Annotated in this window: 15 protein-coding genes and 2 CRISPR repeat arrays; of the genes, 4 read left to right on the plus strand and 11 right to left on the minus strand. The window is 65.6% G+C overall.

Annotation, left to right across the window (positions count from 1 at the left end):
* The 10 genes from CKO13_RS12510 to cas1f all read right to left on the minus strand — a co-directional run.
* A partial coding sequence (locus CKO13_RS12510) for a hypothetical protein (protein ID WP_207132068.1) occupies positions 1 to 189 on the minus strand: 189 nt, incomplete at its 3' end.
* A gap of 17 nt (positions 190 to 206) precedes the next feature.
* On the minus strand, positions 207 to 2192 hold the full coding sequence (ilvB, locus tag CKO13_RS03180; RefSeq protein WP_200256751.1) for a biosynthetic-type acetolactate synthase large subunit: 1986 nt from the start codon (positions 2190 to 2192) through the stop codon (positions 207 to 209).
* Between the two features lie 143 nt (positions 2193 to 2335).
* Positions 2336 to 2746: a peptide-methionine (R)-S-oxide reductase MsrB gene (gene msrB / locus CKO13_RS03185; protein ID WP_200256726.1), complete on the minus strand. Its 411-nt coding sequence runs from the start codon at positions 2744 to 2746 to the stop codon at positions 2336 to 2338.
* A 233-nt stretch (positions 2747 to 2979) separates the two neighbouring features.
* A CRISPR array of direct repeats spans positions 2980 to 6498; the repeat unit is 28 nt; unit sequence TTTCTAAGCTGCCTCCGCGGCAGCAAAC.
* Positions 6499 to 6530: 32 nt separating this feature from the next.
* Positions 6531 to 7856, minus strand: a complete 1326-nt coding sequence (locus tag CKO13_RS03190) for an IS4 family transposase (RefSeq protein WP_200256728.1) — start codon at positions 7854 to 7856, stop codon at positions 6531 to 6533.
* Positions 7857 to 8033: 177 nt separating this feature from the next.
* Positions 8034 to 8543: direct repeats of the CRISPR family, unit length 28 nt; unit sequence TTTCTAAGCTGCCTCCGCGGCAGCAAAC.
* Positions 8544 to 8673: 130 nt separating this feature from the next.
* Positions 8674 to 9234 (minus strand): type I-F CRISPR-associated endoribonuclease Cas6/Csy4, encoded by a 561-nt coding sequence (gene cas6f, locus CKO13_RS03195; protein WP_200256730.1) that lies wholly within the window; start codon positions 9232 to 9234, stop codon positions 8674 to 8676.
* A gap of 3 nt (positions 9235 to 9237) precedes the next feature.
* Positions 9238 to 10284: a type I-F CRISPR-associated protein Csy3 gene (gene csy3, locus CKO13_RS03200; protein ID WP_200256732.1), complete on the minus strand. Its 1047-nt coding sequence runs from the start codon at positions 10282 to 10284 to the stop codon at positions 9238 to 9240.
* A gap of 20 nt (positions 10285 to 10304) precedes the next feature.
* On the minus strand, positions 10305 to 11294 hold the full coding sequence (gene csy2, locus CKO13_RS03205) for a type I-F CRISPR-associated protein Csy2 (protein WP_200256734.1): 990 nt from the start codon (positions 11292 to 11294) through the stop codon (positions 10305 to 10307).
* Positions 11287 to 12591 carry a type I-F CRISPR-associated protein Csy1 gene (gene csy1, locus CKO13_RS03210; RefSeq protein ID WP_200256736.1) on the minus strand — a complete coding sequence of 435 codons (1305 nt, stop codon included), beginning with the start codon at positions 12589 to 12591 and terminating at the stop codon, positions 11287 to 11289. The genes csy2 and csy1 overlap by 8 nt, the downstream gene beginning before the upstream one ends.
* Before the next feature lie 214 nt (positions 12592 to 12805).
* Entirely contained in the window at positions 12806 to 16153 is a 3348-nt protein-coding gene (gene cas3f / locus CKO13_RS03215) for a type I-F CRISPR-associated helicase Cas3f (protein ID WP_200256738.1), read from the minus strand.
* Entirely contained in the window at positions 16150 to 17127 is a 978-nt protein-coding gene (cas1f, locus tag CKO13_RS03220; RefSeq protein ID WP_200256740.1) for a type I-F CRISPR-associated endonuclease Cas1f, read from the minus strand. Before cas1f ends, cas3f begins: the two co-directional genes overlap by 4 nt.
* Positions 17128 to 17382: 255 nt before the next feature.
* On the opposite strand from cas1f, the gene CKO13_RS03225 reads away from it, so the two are divergent.
* On the plus strand, positions 17383 to 19422 hold the full coding sequence (locus CKO13_RS03225; RefSeq protein WP_200256741.1) for a CocE/NonD family hydrolase: 2040 nt from the start codon (positions 17383 to 17385) through the stop codon (positions 19420 to 19422).
* 24 nt (positions 19423 to 19446) lie between these two features.
* On the opposite strand, the gene CKO13_RS03230 is transcribed toward CKO13_RS03225, so the two are convergent.
* Positions 19447 to 20190, minus strand: coding sequence for an SIR2 family NAD-dependent protein deacylase (locus CKO13_RS03230; RefSeq protein ID WP_200256743.1), 744 nt, complete (start codon positions 20188 to 20190; stop codon positions 19447 to 19449).
* 154 nt (positions 20191 to 20344) lie between these two features.
* Between CKO13_RS03230 and serB the strand changes: the two genes are divergently transcribed.
* The 3 genes from serB to CKO13_RS03245 form a co-directional block, all read left to right on the plus strand.
* Positions 20345 to 21577, plus strand: coding sequence for a phosphoserine phosphatase SerB (gene serB, locus CKO13_RS03235; RefSeq protein ID WP_200256745.1), 1233 nt, complete (start codon positions 20345 to 20347; stop codon positions 21575 to 21577).
* Between the two features lie 127 nt (positions 21578 to 21704).
* Positions 21705 to 22622, plus strand: a complete 918-nt coding sequence (chlG, locus tag CKO13_RS03240; protein WP_200256747.1) for a chlorophyll synthase ChlG — start codon at positions 21705 to 21707, stop codon at positions 22620 to 22622.
* On the plus strand, positions 22619 to 23743 hold a 1125-nt coding region (locus CKO13_RS03245), incomplete at its 3' end, for a BCD family MFS transporter (RefSeq protein ID WP_200256749.1). The genes chlG and CKO13_RS03245, both read left to right, overlap by 4 nt.

The following is a 23743-nucleotide window of genomic DNA, read 5'->3' on the forward strand; positions in this document are numbered from 1 at the left end:
GGCGGCGGGGTCGTCCGGCCAGGCGGCAATCAGCGCCGCGGCACGGCCGGCCGCCCCGCACGGGGCTGCCGGCGCCCGCGGCGGCGCCGTCTGCGGCCGCACCCGGGCCACCCGGCCGTGCCTATCGATATGGATAGCCAGGTAGAGGCCGCCGAGCGCCACGGCGGCGTCCGCCTCGGCCCCCGGCACGGCGCGCAGGCCAGCCGCTAGAAGAGGTCCGGCGAGTCGCCCTCGCGGGGCTCGCGGCGCGGGGCGACGGCCGCCACCTGCCGGGCGGGGATGAAGTCGCCGGTGACCATCTCCTTGTAGCTGCTCCCCGGCCCCACCATGGGGTAGACGCCGGCGTCGGGGTCGATCATCACCTCGAGGAAGGCCGGCCCGGGGTGGGCGAGGAAGTCGCGCAGGGCCTGCTCGACCTCCTCGGGCGCCGTGATCCGGCGGGCGAACTCGTAGCCGTCGGCCTCGGCCGCCTTGATGAAGTCCTTGCGGTGCAGCGACTTGTCCGAGCCGGAGAAGCGGTCGCCGAAGTAGAGCTTCTGCCACTGGCGCACCATGCCGTCGCCGGTGTTGTTCAGCGACAGGATCTTGATCGGCAGGTCGTAGGTCGAGGCCGTCTCCAGCTCGCCGAGGTTCATGCGCAGCGAGCCGTCGCCGTCGATGTCGATGACCTGCTTGTCGGGCCGGCCCACGTAGGCGCCGATGGCCGCCGGCAGGCCGAAGCCCATCGTCCCCAGCCCGCCGGAGGTCAGCCACTGGCGCGGCTCGCGGAAGTCGGCGTACTGCGCCGCCCACATCTGGTGCTGGCCGACGCCGGTGGAGATGATGGCCTTGCCGTCGGTGAGCTCGTTGAGCCGCTCGATGACGTACTGCGGCTGGATGAGCTCGCTGCTGCGGTCGTAGTTGAGCGGGTGGCGCTCGCGCAGGCCGCGGACGTGCTCGCGCCACATCTCGAACTGCGCCTCGAAGCCCATGGACTCGCCGTAGCGCATCAGCTGGCGCAGGCTGCGCCCGGCGTCGCCGACGTGGGCCCAGTCGACGCCCTTGACCTTGCCGATCTCGGCGGCGTCGATGTCGATGTGGGCGATCTGCTCGGCCAGCGGCGCGAACTCGTCCACCTTGCCGGCCACCCGGTCGTCGAAGCGCGCGCCGACGGCGATGAGGAAGTCGCAGTCCTCGACGGCGTAGTTGGCGTAGGCCGTGCCGTGCATGCCGAGCATGCCCAGGAAGAGGTCGTCGGTGGTGTCCATGGCGCCGAGGCCCATGAGGGTGCTGACCACCGGGATCTGGTAGGCGTGGGCGAACTCGCGCAGCTCGCGGGCGGCCTCCTCGTTGGCCACGCCGCCGCCGACGTAGAGCAGCGGCCGGCGGGCGTTGCCGAGCATCTCGAAGAAGCTCCGGCACTTGCGGTCGGAGAGCTTGGCGGAGCGCAGCGACTCCATGCGCTGGCGGTAGCCGCGCACCTCGAGCACGCCCTCGCCGCGGAACTCGCCGATCCAGTTCTGCATGTTCTTGGGCAGGTCGACCACCACCGGCCCGGGCCGGCCGGAGCGGGCCACCTCGAAGGCGGTGCGGATGGTCGCCTCGAGCTTCTCCGGGTCGGTGACCAGGAAGACGTGCTTGGCGCAGCTGCCGATGATGTTGACGATGGGCGCCTCCTGGAAGGCGTCGGTGCCCATCGCGTGGGTCGGCACCTGGCCGGTGAGCACCACCATCGGCACCGAGTCGGCCATGGAGTCGCGGATGGGGGTGACGGTGTTCGTCGCCCCGGGGCCGGAGGTGACCAGGCAGCAGCCGACCCGGCCCGTGGCCCGGGCGTAGCCGGCGGCCATGAAGCCGGCGCCCTGCTCGTTGGCGGGGACGATGAGCCGGATCGGGTCCGACTCCTCGCCGGTGTCCTCGGCGCGGTGGCGCTTGTTGTAGCGGAAGATGGCGTCGTAGGTCGGGAGCACGGCGCCGCCGCTGTAGCCGAAGATGGTATCGACGCCCTCCTGGGCGAGGACCTCGATGATCATCTCCGCGCCGCTCATGGTCTTGCCCGCAAGCGGATGCGTGCTACCCTCGCCCACAACTTGCGGCGCAGCGGCCGAGGACTCCGCCCTCGCTACGGCCTGCTCGGCCTGCGACTGCTCGAGTGCCTGGGCGCTCGGCCCCCAATCAGCCGACTCCACGGCGGTGCTCGTCGCTGTCTCCATCTTGCTCACGGCTCGGCGGCCTCTCGTCTGCTCAACCTGGTATGACGCTTGCAGCGCCCGCGGCAGACCCGCCCCGGGCGCTAAAGCGCACCTATAGATATTTAATTGTACGGCGCCCTGCCACTCCCCGGCAACCGAGGCGCCTAGGCCTCCTCCGGCGGGGCCTGCTCGTCGAGGCGCAGCGCCGCGGAGTTGATACAGTAGCGCAGCTGCGTCGGCGGCGGGCCGTCGGGGAAGACGTGGCCGAGGTGGGCGTCGCAGGCCGCGCAGAGGACCTCCTCGCGGTGCATGCCCATGGAGCGGTCCTCGCGAATTGTGAGCCGGTCGGCGTCCACCGGCGCCCAGAAGCTCGGCCAGCCGCTGCCGGAGTCGTACTTGGTGCGCGAGGTGAACAGCAGGGCGCCGCAGCAGACGCAGCGGTAGGTCCCGGACTGGTGGCAGGCGTAGTAGGCGCCGCTGAAGGGCCTCTCCGTCTTGCCCTCGCGGGCGACGGCGAACTGCTCCGAGGTCAGCTCCTGGCGCCACTGCGCCTCGGTCTTGTGGGCTTTGTCCATGGCCTCTTACCTCATCTACCTGCAGGGAATAACCCGGGCGATATCAGTGAGTTAGGATGGGCGGCACGAACACTCCCTGATAAATATAACTCTAGAATACACCATAGACGACGTTGCCGGTAGCCGCCTTCATTCAGAGCCATCCCCGTAGCATGCGAATAGCACACATGAATCTAGAAACCACCTCCACAGCGGCAAAAACAGAGAGGAGCGGGATGCGCTCCCGATGTCCTTTTCTAATCTGCCTCCGCGGCAGCAAAAAAGCGCGTTCCCCGCGCCCGCAGGGCTGAACCTTTCTAAGCTGCCTCCGCGGCAGCAAACCACCACACAACGGGGGACGCGCTCGCGCCGCATTTCTAATCTGCCTCCGCGGCAGCAAACGAGGCGCTATAGAGATGCCCGTCAGCGCCCCATTTCTAAGCTGCCTCCGCGGCAGCAAACGTCCAGCTGCCCAAGATCACCCTCAACACCGATTTCTAAGCTGCCTCCGCGGCAGCAAACGGAACGAGGTAGGCCTCGTCGGAGCCGATAAATTTCTAAGCTGCCTCCGCGGCAGCAAACCTCGAACGGCGTGCGGCCGCCGAGCCCCTCGTTTTCTAAGCTGCCTCCGCGGCAGCAAACGGACGCTAGTGACGCCGGAGCAGCTCAAAGCATTTTCTAAGCTGCCTCCGCGGCAGCAAACCCCTCCCGAAAAGGGGAACTCTTGATGTGTTTTTCTAAGCTGCCTCCGCGGCAGCAAACCTCCACCGCGGCGAGCGTGGGCTGAATCGGTATTTCTAAGCTGCCTCCGCGGCAGCAAACGTTGCCGAGGACTACTGGCCGGAACTCGACGATTTCTAAGCTGCCTCCGCGGCAGCAAACGTAGTCAGAAGGGAGGTTTTGAAGAGGTATATTTTTCTAAGCTGCCTCCGCGGCAGCAAACATCCGCACCGTAGGCAGCCACGCCGTCGACATTTTCTAAGCTGCCTCCGCGGCAGCAAACGCTCGAAGAAGACCTGGCGGCGTCGCCGAAGTTTTCTAAGCTGCCTCCGCGGCAGCAAACCCGGGCAACGGCCCGGCGCTCGACCTCGAGCCTTTCTAAGCTGCCTCCGCGGCAGCAAACCTGCTCCTGCTCCTCGACCATCGGGCCCTTGATTTCTAAGCTGCCTCCGCGGCAGCAAACCTCAACGACTCGGATGATGCCCTCAGCTTCGATTTCTAAGCTGCCTCCGCGGCAGCAAACACCTGCTGAGCGAGCGCGGTCGTGTCGTCCCATTTCTAAGCTGCCTCCGCGGCAGCAAACGGACGACGCGATAGCGGTAGTCAGTCATTGCGTTTCTAAGCTGCCTCCGCGGCAGCAAACCGGCGGTGCCCGGCGTTCAAGCTGGACCAGGATTTCTAAGCTGCCTCCGCGGCAGCAAACGGTGACCTCGCGCTCCGCGGCGTGGCTGCTCTCTTTCTAAGCTGCCTCCGCGGCAGCAAACGTCGAGGGGTGGTAGGCTCAGGGAACCCACAATTTCTAAGCTGCCTCCGCGGCAGCAAACCGAACCCGGGCGCCCGGAAGGGCATCGGCTCGGTTTCTAAGCTGCCTCCGCGGCAGCAAACAGCGGTCCACGTCGAAGGTCATCCAGAAGCACATTTCTAAGCTGCCTCCGCGGCAGCAAACTGCGTACGGGCTGACGGCGCACCAGCTCTACTTTTCTAAGCTGCCTCCGCGGCAGCAAACGAGGACTTCTTGGCGGGCTCCTCGGCGGCTGCTTTCTAAGCTGCCTCCGCGGCAGCAAACGCGGGCTTCGCCGGCCTTCGTCTCGGGCAGATTTTCTAAGCTGCCTCCGCGGCAGCAAACGCCTTCCCCTGCAATCCCGCTCTTGAGGATCGTTTTCTAAGCTGCCTCCGCGGCAGCAAACTTTGTGGCCGGTAATGCTTGCTACCTCCGTCATTTCTAAGCTGCCTCCGCGGCAGCAAACGGTGAGGCGCGAGGGGTGGCCTCAGCAGGTACTTTCTAAGCTGCCTCCGCGGCAGCAAACGGCGTGCAGCGCATCGTCGTGAATCGCGCTATCTTTCTAAGCTGCCTCCGCGGCAGCAAACGATCTCAGCGACCAAGTCCGGCAGCGCGCCCATTTCTAAGCTGCCTCCGCGGCAGCAAACCTCGACCAGGTCTTCGCAGGCCAGGTCCATCATTTCTAAGCTGCCTCCGCGGCAGCAAACTCAATCGGATGTGGCTTCTTCGGTTGCGGAGTTTTCTAAGCTGCCTCCGCGGCAGCAAACACTACCTCGAGTACGACGCCGTACGGCACAACTTTCTAAGCTGCCTCCGCGGCAGCAAACCGTAGCGTCTTTGTGGGTGATGACGGGGTTTGTTTCTAAGCTGCCTCCGCGGCAGCAAACTGACGGAGGAGACGATGACGGATAACCGTCTCGTTTCTAAGCTGCCTCCGCGGCAGCAAACAGGATGACGTGCACGAGGTGGTCTTCATACCGCTTTCTAAGCTGCCTCCGCGGCAGCAAACCTCAGCATCCGCACCGGCTGCCGGTGGCGCAATTTCTAAGCTGCCTCCGCGGCAGCAAACAGCACAACGGTGATGCCGAGCTCGCCGGCGAGTTTCTAAGCTGCCTCCGCGGCAGCAAACGGACCTGGTCGAGCGCGTGGCGCCACTCGACCATTTCTAAGCTGCCTCCGCGGCAGCAAACCAGCGGCTGTGCCAGCGGGCGATGGGGGAGGCTTTCTAAGCTGCCTCCGCGGCAGCAAACCCGTGGAGCAGGGGTATCTGACGCAGGAGCGATTTCTAAGCTGCCTCCGCGGCAGCAAACGGTGCTCGCCCTGGTCCGTGTCCGGGCGCTCCTTTTCTAAGCTGCCTCCGCGGCAGCAAACCAGGTGTGGCCGTGCTTGATCGCCAGGATGGTTTTCTAAGCTGCCTCCGCGGCAGCAAACGCCATGATCGGCGCTGCGCTGCTGCTGTTGCTGTTTCTAAGCTGCCTCCGCGGCAGCAAACCACCTGCTCGGCGAGCATCAGGAAGTCGTACATTTCTAAGCTGCCTCCGCGGCAGCAAACATCACAGTCACCGGCAACCACTCCGCGTCTAATTTCTAAGCTGCCTCCGCGGCAGCAAACGGAGGTGTGGATGAGGTGCTCGTAGGACCCCATTTCTAAGCTGCCTCCGCGGCAGCAAACATTGGGCGACCAAGACCGGCGAGCAGGTTGAGTTTCTAAGCTGCCTCCGCGGCAGCAAACGTCGCCGTCCGGCTCTTCTCCGTCGTCGAGCTTTTCTAAGCTGCCTCCGCGGCAGCAAACCACGGCTTGGCGCTGCACCCTCTGAGCTACGATTTCTAAGCTGCCTCCGCGGCAGCAAACAATTCGTCGTCGCTGAGGGAGGTTTGAGCTATTTTCTAAGCTGCCTCCGCGGCAGCAAACCATTGTAGGTGTTATCAAATCGTTTTTTGATTTTTCTAAGCTGCCTCCGCGGCAGCAAACATGGCATCGGATCGCATAGGAGACAGCACCATTTTCTAAGCTGCCTCCGCGGCAGCAAACTCTGGCCGCCGCGCCGCTGGCGGATACCGGCTTTTCTAAGCTGCCTCCGCGGCAGCAAACGGCGGCTACGTCGGTGCTGCGGATGTTGGCGATTTCTAAGCTGCCTCCGCGGCAGCAAACTGACAGGCTCGATATACCCGCATCTTATGTATTTTCTAAGCTGCCTCCGCGGCAGCAAACAGGAAGCCCTGCACGGCGACGTCTAGCTCTCCTTTCTAAGCTGCCTCCGCGGCAGCAAACAGGGTCTTGATGCCCATCCCCTTACACACATCTCAGTTGCCCTGAGCCTGCTTGGCGTACTTGACCCCGTCGGCGAAATCCATGACGCGTAGCAGGCCTCGCCAGACCGTTTTGACGCCGGGCTCGCCGTCGCTCTTGCGCCCGAGGAAGCCCCCGAGCCCGGCGATCAGACGTAGGACGTCGTTGAGTCGGGGTGGCGAGTCCGGGACAGGCTTCTTGGCCAGCAGGTAGGCGGCCTGCCACTCCTCGGGCTCGAGCATCAGCTCGGCCTGGAACTCCGGCACCTGGCGACCGAGGCGCATGAGCCGATCGATGCGCCAGCTGATGATCAGAAACAGCACCAGGGCGCGCTCCAGGCGCTCGATATGGCCCAGCTGCAGCGCCTCGACCTGGCAGGCCTCCTTGAGCACGCCGAAGAGCATCTCGATCTCCCAGCGGGCCCGATACCACTCGATCAGCTCCGCCGCCTGCTCCAGCGTCTCGACAGAGCGGTTGGTCAGCAGGCGCCACTCGATCGGCTTGACCCCTTGTGGCGCACCGATCTCGGTCGCGATCATGCACGTTGCCTCCACCTCGCCGCCCTGGCGATCCGAGAGCGCCACGCGCTGGGCATGGAGCTGCTGATGGACCGGGCGCGCCCGGCGCCGCCGTCCCGCCGGGAGCGTGAAACGCAGCTCGCCGAGCTCAGGCGTCTCGCGAACCGAGCTCCACAGCTTCTGGCCATTGGGCAACGCCCGGTTATGCTGGGCCCGCAGCAGCCAGTCCACGGGGGTGCCCCGATCCCGGGCACCGATCATGAGATCGAGGATGTCGGCCTCTCGATCCGCGACGTAGACCAGCTGCGTCTCGGGCAGCTCGGGGGCCAGCTCGGCGAGCCGCTCGTAGCCCTCCTTCCAGCGCTCGCTCTCTTTGACACCGGGGCGGCTCCCATCCGCCTCCTTCGGCTCCCGGGCCCACATCCAGGCATCGAGCACGCCCAGCGGCTCGCGCTCCGGCGTCACCGCATAGGTGGGGTGAACGTACATGCCGCGCTGGGCCTCGTAGCTCAGCGGCCCCAGGCCCTCGCTCTGCTGGCCGTTGAAGTCCAGCTCCGTGGTGTCCTGCAGGCACAGCACGACCGGATGGGTCGCCATGCGCTGTTGCGTGCGCTGGCGGTGCGGCTCGAGCAGATCCTGCTCGTCGTAGCCCTCGCCCCGCAGCAGGCGGTAGGCAGCCTGGGTCTCTGACCAGCCCTCACAGGCCTGAGGGATGCTCGCCGTCGGATTATCAGCCAGGCGCTCGACGAGCTGGATCAGCCGCCGATTCCGGCGCTGATCGCCCAGGTCCACCTCTTCGAGCTCCAGTGCCGCCCAGCTCATCGCCGCCTCCACGTCCACATGGCCAAGGAAGGCGCCATGCTGCCATACGCGGGCGCGACCGCGGGCTCATCAGTAGGCAACAGAGCGCATCGAGGCCGATCGCTCATCGCTCAGCGAGCAGCTCCTGGCCGACTTGTGTGTAAGGGGATGCTTGATGCCCTGCCAGGCGGCGCCGAATTTCTAAGCTGCCTCCGCGGCAGCAAACCTTGGTGGTGTGGAAGCGCGTGAAGAGGACGATTTCTAAGCTGCCTCCGCGGCAGCAAACGAGCAGGCCGCGCAGCGCATGGCTGCGCAGCAGTTTCTAAGCTGCCTCCGCGGCAGCAAACACCAGGGCGCGGACGTGGCATCTCGGGCAGACTTTCTAAGCTGCCTCCGCGGCAGCAAACCTGCACGGCCTCCTCCGACCAGCCGGCCTCGCTTTCTAAGCTGCCTCCGCGGCAGCAAACGGAATGGTGAGGCGCGGAGAGCTGCCCCAGCCCTTTCTAAGCTGCCTCCGCGGCAGCAAACGCAGAGGTGGCCGAGCGCCGGCTTGAGCAGCTTTTCTAAGCTGCCTCCGCGGCAGCAAACGGCGGGTCCGGCGCGTCGGCGTCCGCATTCGTTTTCTAAGCTGCCTCCGCGGCAGCAAACCGCTACTACGAGCTGACCATTGACGGCCAGCATTTCTAAGCTGCCTCCGCGGCAGCAAACTAGAGAGACTGGCACTTATCTTGCTGATTTTTAAAGAACTAATCCTCTGCACCCCTCGTGACCCCCTCTTAACCAGAAGAGTCATAACTTCTTGATTAAGAAGGGTGCACAGAGGGTTCTTCAAAAAGGGTCAGAACCAGGGCACGGTCGCTTCCTTGCTAAGCCCATAGGTACTGAAGACGCCAGTCACCGGCGCATCCTGGCAATCGCCATGCTCGATAAAGAGGGCGAAAGCTTGCCCTGAGCTTCGGCTCCGCACTACAACGTAGGGCGTTGTCACCTGGCGCTCAACAGCGTCTGGAATACGTCGGGCGGCTTCTTCGTAGCTCTCGTTGTGGCGCCTCATCCGGCGCCGGCGGAGACGCTCTGGATTGGTTTTGTACTGCCGTCGCCGTACCACGCGATGGGTAACATCCGCCGGGACCGGCTTGATGCCATCAAGCGTTACATGATCCCGCATTCCTTTAAGCCACTGGATCTCCATCAAAGCCTGTAGCCGGCTTACGCTGCCGTGGAGCCGCAACGTGGCACCTAAAGGGGGATAGCGCTCGTGCTCCGGCAGACTGATGCCGATATCGTTAGCGCCGAGCTCTACAAGTGCCCTATGCAGCTTACTGACCAGCGCCCCCATCAGAGTCGGCGCCGGGAACTCCGGATCAGGTTCTAGCCGGATATCTAGGTAATGATCCATGGCTCAATCCACCTTATCTCCGAAAACGCCCCCGCGGATAAGCGTGGCTACGACAAAGTGCTGATTTTCCAGATCAGGCTTTTTCCCTTTCAGAATCCAGTTGTCCAACAACGAGTAGAAGTCGACTTTCTGCTTCGGCTGCCGATAGGCTGTGCCCTGGTTGGTAACCGAGCCGTAGGGTTCTACCGCAATGGGGCCCACCCCCTTCTCGGCGGCAGCGGGATACCATGTATCGATGGTGCGGATAGCGTTCCCCAACTTCTGGGAGTGGATCCCCGCGATCTCCCCGACCTGGTAGAGGGTCTTGCTTTTGTCTCGTTGACCGCGACTCAGGATCAGCTCTTGCGATGGAAAGACCTCCTGGCCGGCCCCCATCCGGGCAAAGGCACAGATTTCTAGGAGAACAAAGCGCTCTCCTGAGAGCCCCTGCCGAATCGTATCCGCAAGGGCATTGAGATCACCCTGGGAGGCCTCCGGCGCCTCGAACCTTTTCAGGGAAAACTCCAAGGCATTGAAAGTCCAGGTAGTAGCAGCCTTGCCCTCCTCTAGGCAGCTGATGCGAACCTCCACATCTTCAGCCCCTAGCCGGTTACGCCACAGGAAACGGCCATTGGCAAGGTTATGGGCATAGCGGCGGGCAAGCTCCGCAAAACCCTGCGCCTCCACGTACTCATCCACGACTGCCCGGAGCCTCTCCTGATAGGCCGCGTTGTTGCACGCAGCCGGTCGGCCGACTCCCCCTAGGACCTTGAGCGTGAAGCGGGCCATCAGAGTATCGGCGCCGCTCGGGAGAGCAGCGACATCCACAGCCTGCAAATTAGGGGTCTCGATGGCGGCGTCGAGCTTGGCAGGGTCTTGATCCTTGGCCTTGAGGCGGTTCGAGATGGTGCCGCGTACCGATTTCTCCCGGACAGCGACGCCGGGCCACTCATCTGCACGGTCCCGATCCTCCCAGTCGCCTGCGAAGAGCAGAGCGTCTGAAAGATCCAGCTTGCGCTCAAAAGCGAGGACAGAGGCGGTCTTCAGTTCAGCAGCAGCGTTATCGGCCATGGCGAGGCTCCTTCTCCTGGTCAGATGGCGTCGGAAGCGTTAGAGGGGTAGTCGTTGCACAAGCGGTAGAGGCCTTCCTGCTCACGGTTGCTGACATACCAGAGCAGCTCCTCCGGGCTGCTTAGCCGGTGGGGGCTCTTCCACTCCCCGATAGAAAGGAGGCTTTCCACAAACCGGAAAGGGACGCCCATATCCCTGGCTCCCTCGACGGTGCCAGCCTCATGCAGCGGCCCGAGGGCGCCGTAACCCACCGGTATGGGGACGATCCAGCCGGCGGGGCGACGGGCCTCCCAGTGAAACTTTTTAGGTACCTCGCTGCCGGCTTCCCCCGGCTCGTCGACGTAGCACTCCATATTGAGTCGGGAGAGATCCAGCCAGGCATCGAGAAGGCTGGCCTGAGGGTCTTCGTCTTGCATCTCCTGCCAATGCTGCTGGAGCAGATCGTCCCGGGACACCAGAGCAAATCCGGGGAGCCAGCTCCGGAGCAAGCGCCGGTACTGCTGCTGGCGCTCCTCTTCACGCTCATCTACGCGCTCTAGCCTCGGAGCTGGCGTGCGTCCGCGACGGACTGCAGCAGGCTGAACGCTCCCGCCGGCCACGCGCAGGGTCATCAGTGCATCGGTGACCTCTCGGGCCAACCGGGCCCGTTGCTCGGCGTCTCCGTGACAGGCCTCCCCATCGACATCAAAGATCAGGGTGATCTCCATGTGGGTCCGCCCTTCTTCAACGATGGCCGGCGTCTCTCCCTTCTTGTTCAGCGGATTTCGAGTCAAGTGGAAGGCATGGGTGTAGCCGCTACGGCTGGCTTGTGGCTCATGGCGGTGGCAAACGACGCCAACCCCCTCGAACTGCAGCTCCGTTCCCTGCCGTGCAAGAGTCCGCTCCAGGGCGTGCATCAGTCCCACAAAGGCGCTCATGGCAGGGAAACCCCACGTATGAGGACTAGAAACAGCGTTGGCGTTCTGCACGCGGACCCAGGGAATAACGAGGAGGTGACTTAGCTCAGACATGGGGCAGCACCTCCTCCAGCTCGTCCATCTGCTCCCTCAAATGTTTCTCCCAGTAGTCGTGCTCGACATCCCCTACTGGTAAGGCCCGCTCCAGCTGGCCGTTCAACCAGTTGGCGAAGCGGTGACACACCTCTGCCGGCCACTCGCTGTGGGTTCGACGCTCAGCGAACTCTAGGTCTATCTCGGCGCGGCCGGCGTCTAGCCAGAAGGCCTCCGCGGCGGGGAGATCGCAGGCTGGGTCGGCACTCCAGCCGGGCTCGAGGGTGGCGATCTCAGCAGCGAGCTGGATCAGCTCATCAACGATGGCGGCAACAAGGCGATCCCGCCGCTTCCGAGTTTTTATATTGGGTCGAGGCTCGGACTCCAGCAGCCGATGCAGCGCGTAGACCTGTTCGCGAACGGATTTCCTGCGCTCGAAACGCCGAAAGACGGAATTCACATGGAGAGGAGGACGAATGCCTTGAGCGTGCCAATTCGGCGGCAGAGAGGCCAAAAGGTAGTTGTAGCCACCCCGCTCACTGTTGAGTTGGGAGATGTTCTGAGGCTGGGAGCCGCCGAACTTCTGGATGGCTATATGAGGGTAGTCTCGGTAGCCTATCTCACTGTAACCCCCGTCACGCCGCGCTTTACGAGCTGCTTTCGCCTCCTCGCTAAAGCGGTCAGCACTGACTCGTTGATAGAGCTCGTGGGCCAGTATGGTGGAGTAGAGAGGGGCCAGGAGGTGGTACTCGCTATCCTTCTTTGGGTCTTCACCTACTAGCCAGTAGCACTGCTTGGCCCAGGCATGGGAAGTCAAACGGTCAGGCGGCTCCGTGATCCTAGCGAAGGCCCGGAGCCACTCTTCCCCCTCGGCACGGTCCTCGGTGAAAGCCTCTGCTAGCGCCAGGTCGTGCTCCCGCGCTCGCTCCAAGAGGGTCTTGCCGTCGTGCTCCAGCTTGAGGAACTTGTAGACGTCCAGGGCTGCCGCGTTGCCTACAACGTCGGTCTCGAAGGCTTCCCCCAGGAGATGGCTACCGACGAGTGGGTGGCTCGGCAGCGTCGAGGGCGGTGCGTAGAGATTGCTCCCCTTGGCATCGGGATGGGTTGCCTTGATGGCGTGGGTCACCACCTGCAGCTGACTCACCCTCCGGGCCGCATTGGCGATCCAGCTCTCGCGACGGTACTGCTGGCGGAGCTCATCCCGCTTGTACTCAGGGGCATCGGCTTTCAGCCCCTTCAGCTTAGCTTCGAGGCGCTCCCCCAGGAAGTCGTCAATCAGCTCCCGCAACGCCCTCGCCTTGGTGCTCCCTGTCGGCATGCGTACCTCTCCGTGTGATCCGCTACTTGAGCCTGCACCGTTAGCCTCTCAATCGTTCAGCAGTAAGTCAATCCCTAGCTGTATATCTATAAACATTACAAGCTGAACTCAGTGGTAGCATAACTGGGTTGCCGTGCAGGCAGCTCAGAAACTAGCGGTATAGCTATAAGGGTTGCTGCCGGATAGGCAGCGGGGGCTGCTCGCAGAGCAGCCCCTATTGATGCCTTCGCGTGAAGCCGAGCAGGTCATGGTAGGACCACTCTTGCTCGCTCTCCGACAGAGGCAGGGTGACCACGCCATAGACCCGGGCACAGCGTTCCAGCGACCAGCCCAGCTCCTCGGCAACCCCGCCAAGTGCGGTCAAGTAGTCAGCAACCGCCCAGCGCCCGAGCCGCTCTCCCCAGGAGTCTTCCAGCGTGACGTGATGGACACGCCGATCAGCCGGCACGTATGCCGAAGGCTGCCGTTGCCCCCGATCGTACCGGATCTGCTCAGGGAACCACCGCTCGCCGGACTCATCGGGCATCAAGACCAATTCCGTCTGCTGCGTGGTTTGCTGCCGAAAGGGCTGCTGTCGAGGCAGGACACCGGTAAGCGTCACCCTGGGGAGTTCATACCAAGTAGCCGCGCTTAAGGGAGACGCTGTCCGGCCCGTACTACGGCGCCTGTGTCTCCGGGAAGAGCCTTGGGCGGCTTCCGCGGATGGGGGCGGCTGGAGCACACGCCGAAGGCGAGCGTGCTCCAAGTCTACGAGACTATCGTGAGGCGCTAAGGAGGCTTGCTGCAGGATCCGGGGCCTGGCATCAACGACTTCGTACTCGGCCGGCCGCAGCAGCTGCTGCAGATCGTGACTGTTGAGCCGCCAGCTTCCGCCGCCCTCAAAGCCCGGGCGGGTGAAGGCGGGTCCGCCTGGCTGCAACAGCGCCTTGAGATTCGTCTGCAGGAGAGCCAGGTTGGGCGTCTCGCACGGATGGGGCCGGTGGCGACGGACCCGGCCAGCGATCTGGATCAGTGAGCGCATGGAGGAGGGCTCCACAATGGCCCAGTCGTAGTCGTGGTCCCGTCCCACTTCGGTCACTGGCGACCCTAGGACGAGGAAGAGATTATGGCTCTCCTCGCTGCCGTCGATAGCGGCCCGGATCTCGGGAAGATCAAAGACTGCCATCTCTTCCCGCCGATCCAACGCCCGATCCAGGTGGTACTCGATGGCGGAGCGGGTCACCAAGGGGAATTGAGAGTGGTACACACAGAGATGGAAGCGATACCCGGAGGGCGCGCCTTGGCGGATAAGGCTCTGGGCCACCCTCACCAACGGGTCGATATTCGCCATGCGGATGAGCCCGAAGCTCACCCGCTTCCCGCTACGCGGATCCACGGTGTGGTGGTAGCCGTGGAGCTCAGCGGCGTTGGCCCGCACCGTCTCGGCGAAGCCATCGTAAGCCTCTGCCTTGCCTGCGCTACCAGCAACCGGCAAGGAAACTAACCTGGCACGCCGACGGGCCTCGGCTCTCCCCAAGCGCTCATGCCGCCGGCTGGCAAAGCGCTGATGGGCCGCGGCGAAGGCCTCCAGATCCGCGCAGTCCTCGTGCTGACGCGCGTGCTCGTCGAACCAAGCGCAGACGATCTCTGTAGGACGGCCGGGTTCGCCACGGTTACGCTGATACTCGCTGCGTCCTGCCCAATAGGCCCGGAAAAGCCCTTCAAGGAGGGCTGGAGGGAGAGTAGCGGAAGACAGGATAACCCGGCCTCCCAGCAGGCCAGCCCAATGCACGAGACGCGCCAACGCCGGCATGTCTTCAAGCCCGTAGTCGTCGATCTCGTCCAGGATGAGATCGCTGCTCATGAGCCTCATCATCGGCGCGATCTGACGCCCTCCCCGCACCCCTTCGGTAGCCGGAACCAGATGGTCCACAGTGGAGACAAGGACGGGGGCAGCAATGAGGGCTTTCACGCTTGGATCGTGGCCGGCCCTCTTCAGAACCGGATGGTTCTCAAAGTCCCCCTCGAAATAGACGTGGCTATCCTCCTCGATCAGGCACTGGCGGGACGCAGAGCCCCCGGAGCCACTCTGCTCCTCGTAGTAGGCGAAGAGCGTGCGGCTAGCGCTGCCGCCGACACGGATCGCCAGATCGTCTTCGCCCAAGCGGAGGAGCTCTTGATAAGCCCGTCCGGTCTGGAGGGTGAGGGTCCGCAACCCCAAGGCAACAGAGAAGCGCGCTCCCCGCTCCGGGTCCGCAAGAGCGTAAGCGATCCGGCCGTGGGCCAGCGTCTTGCCGTAGCCCGTGGAAGCCATATTGACACCGAAGAACCCCTGCTCGAACGCCTTATCCCGCAAAGAGGCAGCAAGATCGAAGGCCCGATCTTGCCACCGGAAGCGTGAGTCCTTGCTCCGTCGCCGAAATCCCTTGTGGCGGGCCAAGCGCGGTAGGAAGCGGGTCACGCTGGGCAGGGAACGGCTGATAGTCCGGGCCGCGGCCTCAACGCCGAGAAGGTGCTCATCCAAGGGCTGGCTCAGCTCCCCTGTTTTGCGGGCTGTATTCGCGTAGAGAGGATAGCCTGGAGCCCCATGGGATCGGGAAGAGGGATCCTCCAAGCTGGAGTAGTGATGGTCGGCGAGCATTAGGCTGAGCCGCGCCAGATGCAGGACGTAGGGATTGTCTAGCCAGTTCTCCCGGCGATGGATCTCGCGCCGCAGCATCTGCTCAGCCAGCCGGCTCGCCCGTTGCTGCCAGCGCCTCGTGACCACGGGCAGAGGGTGATCGAATCGCCAATACGGCCGGACCTGCTTCAAGTCTGGAGCCCCCGGGTCCTGGTTCCAGGCGGCAGTGATAATCGCAGGCAGCCCCTCGAGCTGCTGGCTGCGGAAGCCTTCTTTATCAGCTGCAGGCAGATCGGGAAGGCGGTGATGGGAGAGGATCAGCCAGCCCACTGCGGCAGCCAGAGGCGGCAGATGCTGAAATGGTGAAGGAGCTGTGCTATCGAGGCCGTCCCGAATCAGGCCCCGCCGCCACACCGTATCGTCCTTTTGCCCCCTGATGTCGCGGAGCCGGCCAAGCCAGGCTGCGTCATCATCGCCACCGGCAAAGGCCTCCAAGAGACGCAGGCTGATCCATTCGTGCCGATAGAGATTGGCTGTCGATCCGCCCTCCCCGGCCAAGCGGCCCTGAAAAGCAGCGGACCCTTTGCCGAGGTCATGCAGAAGGGCCGCCAAGCTCGCCAGCAAACGGATATCCTCACCAGTGTGCCAATCGTCCTCATCATCCCGTCGTAAGACATCCCGACTCGTAGTGTCGGTAGGGACAGCGCCGTGGGCGTTGAACCGGCTCGCATCGCCTACGATCCAGAGCAGTTCACTGTGATCCCGCCCCTTTATCCAGTGGCAAGCGACTGCAGTGTTCTTGCGTGCACTACGGCGCAACATCCGGCGCAGGGTATCGAGACCAGCCCAGGTGATAGGCGTCTGCCAGGTACGCTCTCCAATACGCTCTGCGAACTGATCCAAGATGCGCCTTGTCTCTTTAAGGGCGTTCTTATTGCATTGAGAGACGAGCAGAATATTCATTGCGGATCCTGCTCCATTTCCAATGCCACTGCCTTGAGCGTATCAATCATAAAATCGAGCGCTTCTGTACGCGTCAGCTGCTCTATACAGGCTTGACGAAACTCCTGCTCCTCATCTCCGCGCATGGCCGAGATGAAGGCCTGCGGCAAAATAACGGCATCTTTGATGAGGTCGGCGACATCGAAGACCAGGCCGCCTCGCCGAGTCTTGCCATGGAGAACCGAAAGCCCATGAGGAATCCCCATAACCCAAGTAGCGGTCGCCCCAAGGCCGTAGGCAAGGTAGTTGCCGTGATCGAGGAACCGGTTAGCAGGATCTGTTCCACTGCCTCGCTTCGCCCGCACGAACTCTCCATAACCTACAGCGCGGGCCGCCAGAGCGAAGAGATCTTTGGTTAGACGGGCCTCCAGCGTCAGCAGGTCGACGTTATTGCGAACGGCCTTCATGGAAGACCGAGCGTCTTCGATAAGGCTCTGGAAGGGCTCCGCTGCTACCTCGAAGTTCGCCTCCGCTAGAGAGCGATTATTAAGCCAATTCTCCTGTATCCGCTCAAGGCGGGCAGCCTGGAAACGACGGGCGGCTTCGAGGCGCTTCTCATCATCGAACCAAAAAGCGACCCAGCTCTGGAGATACTCGGTCGGCCGATACTCACTTTGCGGGCTAAACCAGGCGATCTCGATATCGACCTCATTAGCAGAGAAAAGCGGTGTACCGCCACCCCCACAGAACCCTACCAAGACACCGGCCTTGGCCAATTCACGCATAGCTGCCTGGGTTACGGAAGTCCCCGTACCCAAGAGGATCGTGGTCGTATTTGCAATGGGGATATTCCAGTAGAGCGATCTTCGCCCTTCTTCTGTCACAAACTCAACACGACCGCCGTTGACCAGAACTCGACAATGCTGAAGATAATAGATATTGGCTCGCTTGGAGTGGATGATGGTCTTGAGATCGGAGGGGGATAAATCTTCCATGATATGGCTTAGCCTCACTCCCTAATTTTTTTCTCGTTACAGACAGACTGGCTCCAGTTATACCCCAATAATTTCAGGAAGACAACTCCCTGGCAAACGCATTTACGGGCGGTAAAAAAGCTGCGGTGGAGGGTACGTAGCACACGCCCTCCCCCAAGACCGGGCAAGCTCTAGCGCTAACCACGCCTGGCCTGTACCAGCTAAACTTCATTGAAAGGAGACACACCTAACCTGAGCAGAGGATCCAGGAGACCTATGCCCGCCCGCCCCGTCCACGAGCTACCCCGCAAGGTCGACGTCACCGAGCACCAGTGGGTGCCGATGCGCGACGGCATCCGGCTCTCCGCCCGCGTCTGGAAACCGGCCGGCGCCGAGCAGCACCCCGTGCCGGCGATCCTCGAGTTCATCCCGTACCGCAAGCGCGACATCAAGCGCCCGCGCGATACGCAGATCCACCACTACTTCGCCGCCCACGGCTACGCCGGGGTGCGCATCGACCTGCGCGGCAGCGGCGACTCCGAGGGGCTGCTCACCGACGAGTACCTGCCCCAGGAGCAAGAAGACGGCGAGGACATCCTCGCCTGGCTCGCCGAGCAGCCGTGGTGCACCGGCGACGTCGGGATGATGGGCATCTCCTGGGGCGGGTTCAACGCGCTGCAGATCGCCGCCCGGCGCCCGGCGCAGCTCAAGGCGGTGATCGCCGTGGCGGCGACGGACGACCGCTACGCCGACGACGTCCACTACAAGGGCGGCTGCCTGCTCAACGACAACCTCTCGTGGGCGTCGGTGATGTTCGCCTTCAACTCCATGCCGCCGGACCCGCACATCGTCGGCGCCCGCTGGCGGGAGATGTGGCTGCAGCGGCTCGAGCACAGCGGGCTGTGGGTCAAGAAGTGGCTCGACCACCCCATCCGCGACCCCTACTGGCGCCACGGCTCGGTCTGCGAGGACTACAGCGCCATCCAGTGCCCGGTGATGGCCGTCTCCGGCTGGGCCGACGGCTACCCCAACCCCGTCTTCCGCCTGATGGAGAACCTCCAGGTCCCGCGCAAGGGGCTGATCGGCCCGTGGAGCCACATCTACCCCCACATGGGGCTGCCGGGGCCGCAGATCGGCTTCCTGCAGGAGGCGCTGCGCTGGTGGGACCAGTGGCTCAAGGAGGAGGATACGGGGGTCATGGACGAGCCGCCGCTGCGGGTCTGGATGCAGGAGAGCGTCCGCCCGCGCACGCAGTACGCCCGCCGCCCCGGGCGCTGGGTGGCGGAGCCGCACTGGCCCTCGGAGAACGTCCGCCCCACCCGGCTGTCGCTGTCGCCGCGCCACCTGCAGTGGCCCGGCGAGCCGCCCCCGGAGACCGCCCCCGAGAAGCCGGTCTCCATCCTGTCGCCGCTGTCGGTGGGGCTGTTCGGCGGCAAGTGGTGCTCCTACAACAACGGCCCCGACATGCCCTACGACCAGCGCGAGGAGGACGGCGGCGCGCTGATCTTCGACACCCAGCCGCTCGAGGAGACGGTGGAGATCCTCGGCGCCCCGGTCCTCGAGGTGGAGCTCGAGGCCGACCAGCCGGTGGCGCAGATCGCCGTGCGCCTGTCCGACGAGGCGCCCGACGGCCAGGCCACCCGGGTGACCTACGGCGTCCTCAACCTCTGCCACCGCCACGGCCACGACCAGCCGAGCTACCTCGAGCCGGGCCGCTGCGAGCGGGTGCGCGTGCCCCTCGACCACATCGCGCAGTCCTTCCCGGCCGGCCACCGCATCCGGCTGGCGGTCTCGAGCTCCTACTGGCCGCTGATGTGGGGGCCGCCCAACCCGGTGACGCTGACCCTCTACCCGGCGGCCTCGTGCCTGGAGCTGCCGCTGCGCCCGCCGCGCGACTCGGACCGCGAGCTGCCGGCCTTCGAGGCGGCGGAGACGGCGCCGCCGCCGAAGAGCACGGCGCTGGCGAGCGGCGAGGGGAACTGGATCATCTACCGCGACCTCGCCCGGGACGAGTCGACCCTCCACGTCATCGAGGACGACGGCCGCGTTCGGCTCGAGGAGCTGGACCTGGAGGTGGCCCGCTCGGCGGACGAGTGGTACCGCGCCCGCGGCGGGGACTTCCGCTCACTCAACGGCGAGGTCGTCCACCGCCGGGAGCTCCACCGCGAGGGGTGGTCGATCTACACCATCACGCGCACCCTGCTGACCTGCGACGAGGGCCACTTCCGCATCCACGCCACCCTCGACGCCTACGAGAACGGCCTGCGGGTCTACGCCAAGACCTGGGACGAGAAGCTGCCGCGCATGTACCTCTGAGCGCCGCGGGGGCGCGGGCGGCGCTCAGCCCGCCCGCTTCGCCCCCTCCCCGGCGGCGGTGACGAGCTCCGGCAGGATCTCCCCCGCCTCGCCCTGCAGGGCCCAGTCAGCCACCGGCGTCAGCGGGGTCGGCTCGCGGTTGACCTCCACCACGGGGATGTCGCGCTCCAGCGCCTCGAGCGGCAGGGAGGCGGCGGGCTGGACGAGGGCGGAGGTCCCCACGGAGAGGACCAGGTCGGCGCTGCGCATCGCCTCCTTGGCCGCCTCCAGCGCCCCCTCGGGCAGGCGCTCGCCGAACCAGACCACGTCCGGGCGCAGCAGGGCGCCGGTCTCCGGGCAGCGGGGCAGGCCGTCGAGGTCCTCGTCGGGGGGGGTATCGGCCTCGAAGCGCCGGTCGCCGTGGATGTTGCCGTGGAGCTCGACGACGTGGCCGCTGCCGGCGCGCTGGTGGAGCCCGTCCACGTTCTGCGTGACCACGCAGCACCACGCCAGTAGCTGCTCCCACTGCGCCAGCGCCCGGTGGGCCGGGCTCGGCTCCGCCTGCCGGGCCTGCTCGCGGCGCTGCGCATACCACGCCCAGACCTTGCGCGGATTGCGCGCGAAGGCCTCCGGGGTCGCCAGCTCCTCGGGGTCGAAGCGCTCCCAGAAGCCGCTGCGGGCCTGCCGGAAGGTGGGCACGCCGCTCTCCGCCGAGATGCCGGCGCCGGTCAGGACCGCCACCCGGGCGGCCCCCTGCACGAGCCTCTGCAGCTCCTCGTCGATGCGCATTTATACCCCCTATAAGCAGGGAAAATCGCCGCCAGGGCGGCCCTTGAAAAGGGGCGAGAGTCTGCCCTCAGCGCACCTCGAAGGCAAGTCGCGGGGCAGCACTCAGCGGGGCGGATCCCTTACAATACGCCCCTTCCCCGCAAAGGTGAAAATGATGAGCGAGATTATCCTGATTAACGTCTCCGGCGAGGATCAGCCCGGCCTGACCTCCTCGCTGATGGGCATCCTCGCCGAGTACGACGTCGGCATCCTCGACATCGGCCAGGCGATGATCCACGACACCCTCTCGCTCGGGATCCTCGTCGAGATCCCCGAGCAGGAGAGCGTCTCGCCGGTGCTCAAGGACGTCCTCTTCCACCTCCACGACGCCGGCATGCAGGCGCGCTTTACGCCGATCACCCAGGAGCAGTACGAGCACTGGGTGCGCGGCGCCGGCAAGCCCCGGCACATCATCACCCTGCTCGGGCGCAGCATCAGCGCCGAGCAGATCGCCCGCATCTCCGAGGTCGTCACCGCGCAGGGGCTGAACATCGAGGACATCGTGCGCCTCTCGGGCCGCCGTCCCCTCCACCGTAGCGGCGACCGCTCCCGGGCGTGCATCGAGGTCACGGTCCGCGGCCAGCCCGTGGATACCGACGCGATGAAGCGCGACTTCATGGACATCTCCCAGCAGCTCGGCATCGACATCAGCTTCCAGGAGGACAACGTCTACCGGCGCAACCGGCGGATGGTGGCCTTCGACATGGACTCGACGCTCATCCAGCAGGAGGTCATCGACGAGATGGCCAAGGCCGCCGGCGTCGGCGAGGAGTGCGCCCGGGTCACCGAGCAGGCCATGCGCGGCGAGATCGACTTCCGCGAGAGCCTGCAGCGGCGCGTCGCCCTCCTCGAGGGGCTGCCCGAGAGCACCCTGGAGGCCGTCGCCGAGCGGCTGACCCTCACCGAGGGCGCCGAGCGGCTGGTGCGCACGATCAAGGCGTTCGGCTACGTCACCGCCATCATCTCCGGCGGCTTCACCTACTTCGGCCGCCACCTGCAGCGCCGGCTCGGCATCGACTACGTCTACGCCAACGACCTGGAGATCGCCGACGGCCGCCTGACCGGGCGCGTGCTCGGCGAGATCGTCGACGGCCGGCGCAAGGCCGAGCTCCTGCGCGAGATCGCCACCTCAGAGGGGCTGGCGCTCGAGCAGGTCATCGCCATCGGCGACGGCGCCAACGACCTGCCCATGCTGCGCCTCGCCGGGCTCGGCATCGCCTTCCACGCCAAGCCGGTGGTCCAGGAGAGCGCCCGGCAGTCGATCTCGACCCTCGGCCTCGACGGGACGCTCTACCTGATGGGCATCAAGGATACCGACGCCCCGCCGGACGCCACGATCCCCCAGTAGCCTCACCCCCTCCAGGAACCGCTGCCGAGAAGGGAGCTCGCCGGGGGCCCGCCGGGTGGCGGAGCGGGGCGCGACGGGGTGTCACGGCCGCTTGACGCCTGTGCTCGGCCGTCCGTAATGTACCTCCATGTCCCGGGTAAGCCTTCCTGATTCGGCGCTCGCCCGCCCCGATCCCGCGGCGGTGCTCGAGCTGATGCACCCCGTCACCTGGTTCGCGCCGATGTGGGCCTTCGGCTGCGGCGTGGTCTCGGCCGGCCAGGTGCCGGTCGGCCTCGACTGGGCCCTGGTCGCCGTCGGCGTGCTCCTCGCCGGGCCGCTGGTCTGCGGCACGAGCCAGGTCATCAACGACTGGTTCGACCGCGACGTCGACGCGGTCAACGAGCCCGACCGGCCCATCCCCTCCGGCCGCGTCCCCGGCCGCTGGGGGCTCTACCTCGCCGTCGCCGCCACCCTGCTGGCCCTCGTCGTGGCCGCCCTGCTCGGCCCCGTGGTGCTCGTCGCCGCCACCGTCGGGCTCGGCCTGGCGTGGGCGTACAGCGCCCCGCCGCTGCGGCTCAAGCGCAACGGCTGGATCAGCAACGCCGCGGTGGGGCTCTCCTACGAGGGGCTGCCGTGGGTCACCGGCGCCGCCATCATGGCCGGCGGCCTGCCCGACTGGCGGATCCTGCTCGTCGCCTTCCTCTACAGCGCCGGCGCCCACGGCATCATGACGCTCAACGACTTCAAGGCGATCGAGGGCGACCGGCAGACGGGGCTGCTCACGGTCCCTGTGCACCTCGGCGCCGAGCGGGCGGCGCAGCTGGCCTGCGCCGTCATGGCCGTGCCGCAGGCGGCGGTCATCGCCCTGCTCCTCGCCTGGGCGCAGCCGTGGCACGCCCTCGGCGTCGCCCTCCTGCTCGGCGCGCAGCTGGTGCTGATGCGCCGGCTGCTGCGCGATCCCAAGGGCAACGCCCCCTGGTACAACGCCACCGGCACGACGCTCTACGTGCTCGGCATGCTGGTTACCGCCTTCGCCGTCGGCGGCATGCTCGGAGGCAGCGCATGAGTAGCGAGACTAGCGACGCCCTCGGCTGGCCGGGGATCCTGCGCCTCGGCCTCGTCCAGACCGCCATCGGGGCCATCGTGGTGCTCTCCACCACCACCCTCAACCGCGTGATGATCGTCGAGCTGGCCCTGCCGGCGATGCTCCCCGGCGCCCTGGTCGGCTCCCACTACGTCATCCAGCTCCTGCGCCCGCGCCTGGGCTACGGCTCGGACATCGGCGGCCGCCGCACGCCGTGGATCGTCGGCGGCATGGCCGTGCTCGCCATCGGCGGCGTCATCGCCGCCCTGGCCACGGCGTGGATGGCGACCAACACGGCGGCCGGGGTGGCCCTGGCCGTGGCCGGCTTCTTGCTCATCGGCGCCGGCGTCAGCGCCGCCGGCACGGCGCTGCTGACCCTCCTCGCCACACGGGTGGCGCCGGACCGGCGCGGGCCGGCGGCGATGATCGTCTGGGTGATGATGATCGCCGGCTTCGCCATCACCGCCGGCACCGCCGGGGGCTTCCTCGACCCCTTCTCGGTGGAGCGGCTCGTCAAGGTCACCTCCACCGTCTGCGCCATCGCCTTCGCGCTCGCCATGGTCGGCGTCTTCCGCATCGAGGGGCGCCAGGGCGCGCAGCCGGCGGCGGACGCCAATACGCCGACCACGCCCTTCTTCCAGGCCCTCGGCGAGATCTGGCAGGAGCCCAAGGCGCGGCGGTTCACGATCTTCGTCTTCTTCTCGATGCTCGCCTACAACGCCCAGGACCTCATCGTCGAGCCCTTCGCCGGCGTCGTCTTCGGCTACACGCCGGGGCAGTCCACGCAGCTCGGCGGCTTCCAGAACGGCGGCGTGCTCACCGGCATGCTGCTCACCGCCCTCGCCGGCAGCCACCTCGCCCGCGGGCGGCTCGGCACCCTGCGCACCTGGACGATCGGCGGCTGCATCGCCTCCGCCCTCGCCCTCTCGGCGCTGGTGCTCGGCGCCACGATGAGCGACGTCTGGCCGCTGCGCCCCTCGGTCTTCGCCCTCGGCATGGCCAACGGCGCCTTCGCGGTGGCCGCCATCGGCTCGATGATGCGCCTCGCCAGCGAGGGCCAGGAGCGCCGCGAGGGGGTCCGGGTGGGCCTGTGGGGCGCCGCG

It is taken from the genome of Halorhodospira neutriphila (assembly GCF_016584055.1).
Lineage (GTDB): Bacteria > Pseudomonadota > Gammaproteobacteria > Nitrococcales > Halorhodospiraceae > Halorhodospira > Halorhodospira neutriphila.

Bases quoted from the DNA above. Each gene is read 5' to 3' on its own strand.
- ilvB (WP_200256751.1), bottom strand. From the start codon at position 2,192: ATGGAGACAGCGACGAGCACCGCCGTGGAGTCGGCTGATTGGGGGCCG.
- msrB (WP_200256726.1), bottom strand. From the start codon at position 2,746: ATGGACAAAGCCCACAAGACCGAGGCGCAGTGGCGCCAGGAGCTGACC.
- CKO13_RS03190 (WP_200256728.1), bottom strand. From the start codon at position 7,856: ATGAGCTGGGCGGCACTGGAGCTCGAAGAGGTGGACCTGGGCGATCAG.
- cas6f (WP_200256730.1), bottom strand. From the start codon at position 9,234: ATGGATCATTACCTAGATATCCGGCTAGAACCTGATCCGGAGTTCCCG.
- csy3 (WP_200256732.1), bottom strand. From the start codon at position 10,284: ATGGCCGATAACGCTGCTGCTGAACTGAAGACCGCCTCTGTCCTCGCT.
- csy2 (WP_200256734.1), bottom strand. From the start codon at position 11,294: ATGTCTGAGCTAAGTCACCTCCTCGTTATTCCCTGGGTCCGCGTGCAG.
- csy1 (WP_200256736.1), bottom strand. From the start codon at position 12,591: ATGCCGACAGGGAGCACCAAGGCGAGGGCGTTGCGGGAGCTGATTGAC.
- cas3f (WP_200256738.1), bottom strand. From the start codon at position 16,153: ATGAATATTCTGCTCGTCTCTCAATGCAATAAGAACGCCCTTAAAGAG.
- cas1f (WP_200256740.1), bottom strand. From the start codon at position 17,127: ATGGAAGATTTATCCCCCTCCGATCTCAAGACCATCATCCACTCCAAG.
- CKO13_RS03225 (WP_200256741.1), top strand. From the start codon at position 17,383: ATGCCCGCCCGCCCCGTCCACGAGCTACCCCGCAAGGTCGACGTCACC.
- CKO13_RS03230 (WP_200256743.1), bottom strand. From the start codon at position 20,190: ATGCGCATCGACGAGGAGCTGCAGAGGCTCGTGCAGGGGGCCGCCCGG.
- serB (WP_200256745.1), top strand. From the start codon at position 20,345: ATGAGCGAGATTATCCTGATTAACGTCTCCGGCGAGGATCAGCCCGGC.
- chlG (WP_200256747.1), top strand. From the start codon at position 21,705: ATGTCCCGGGTAAGCCTTCCTGATTCGGCGCTCGCCCGCCCCGATCCC.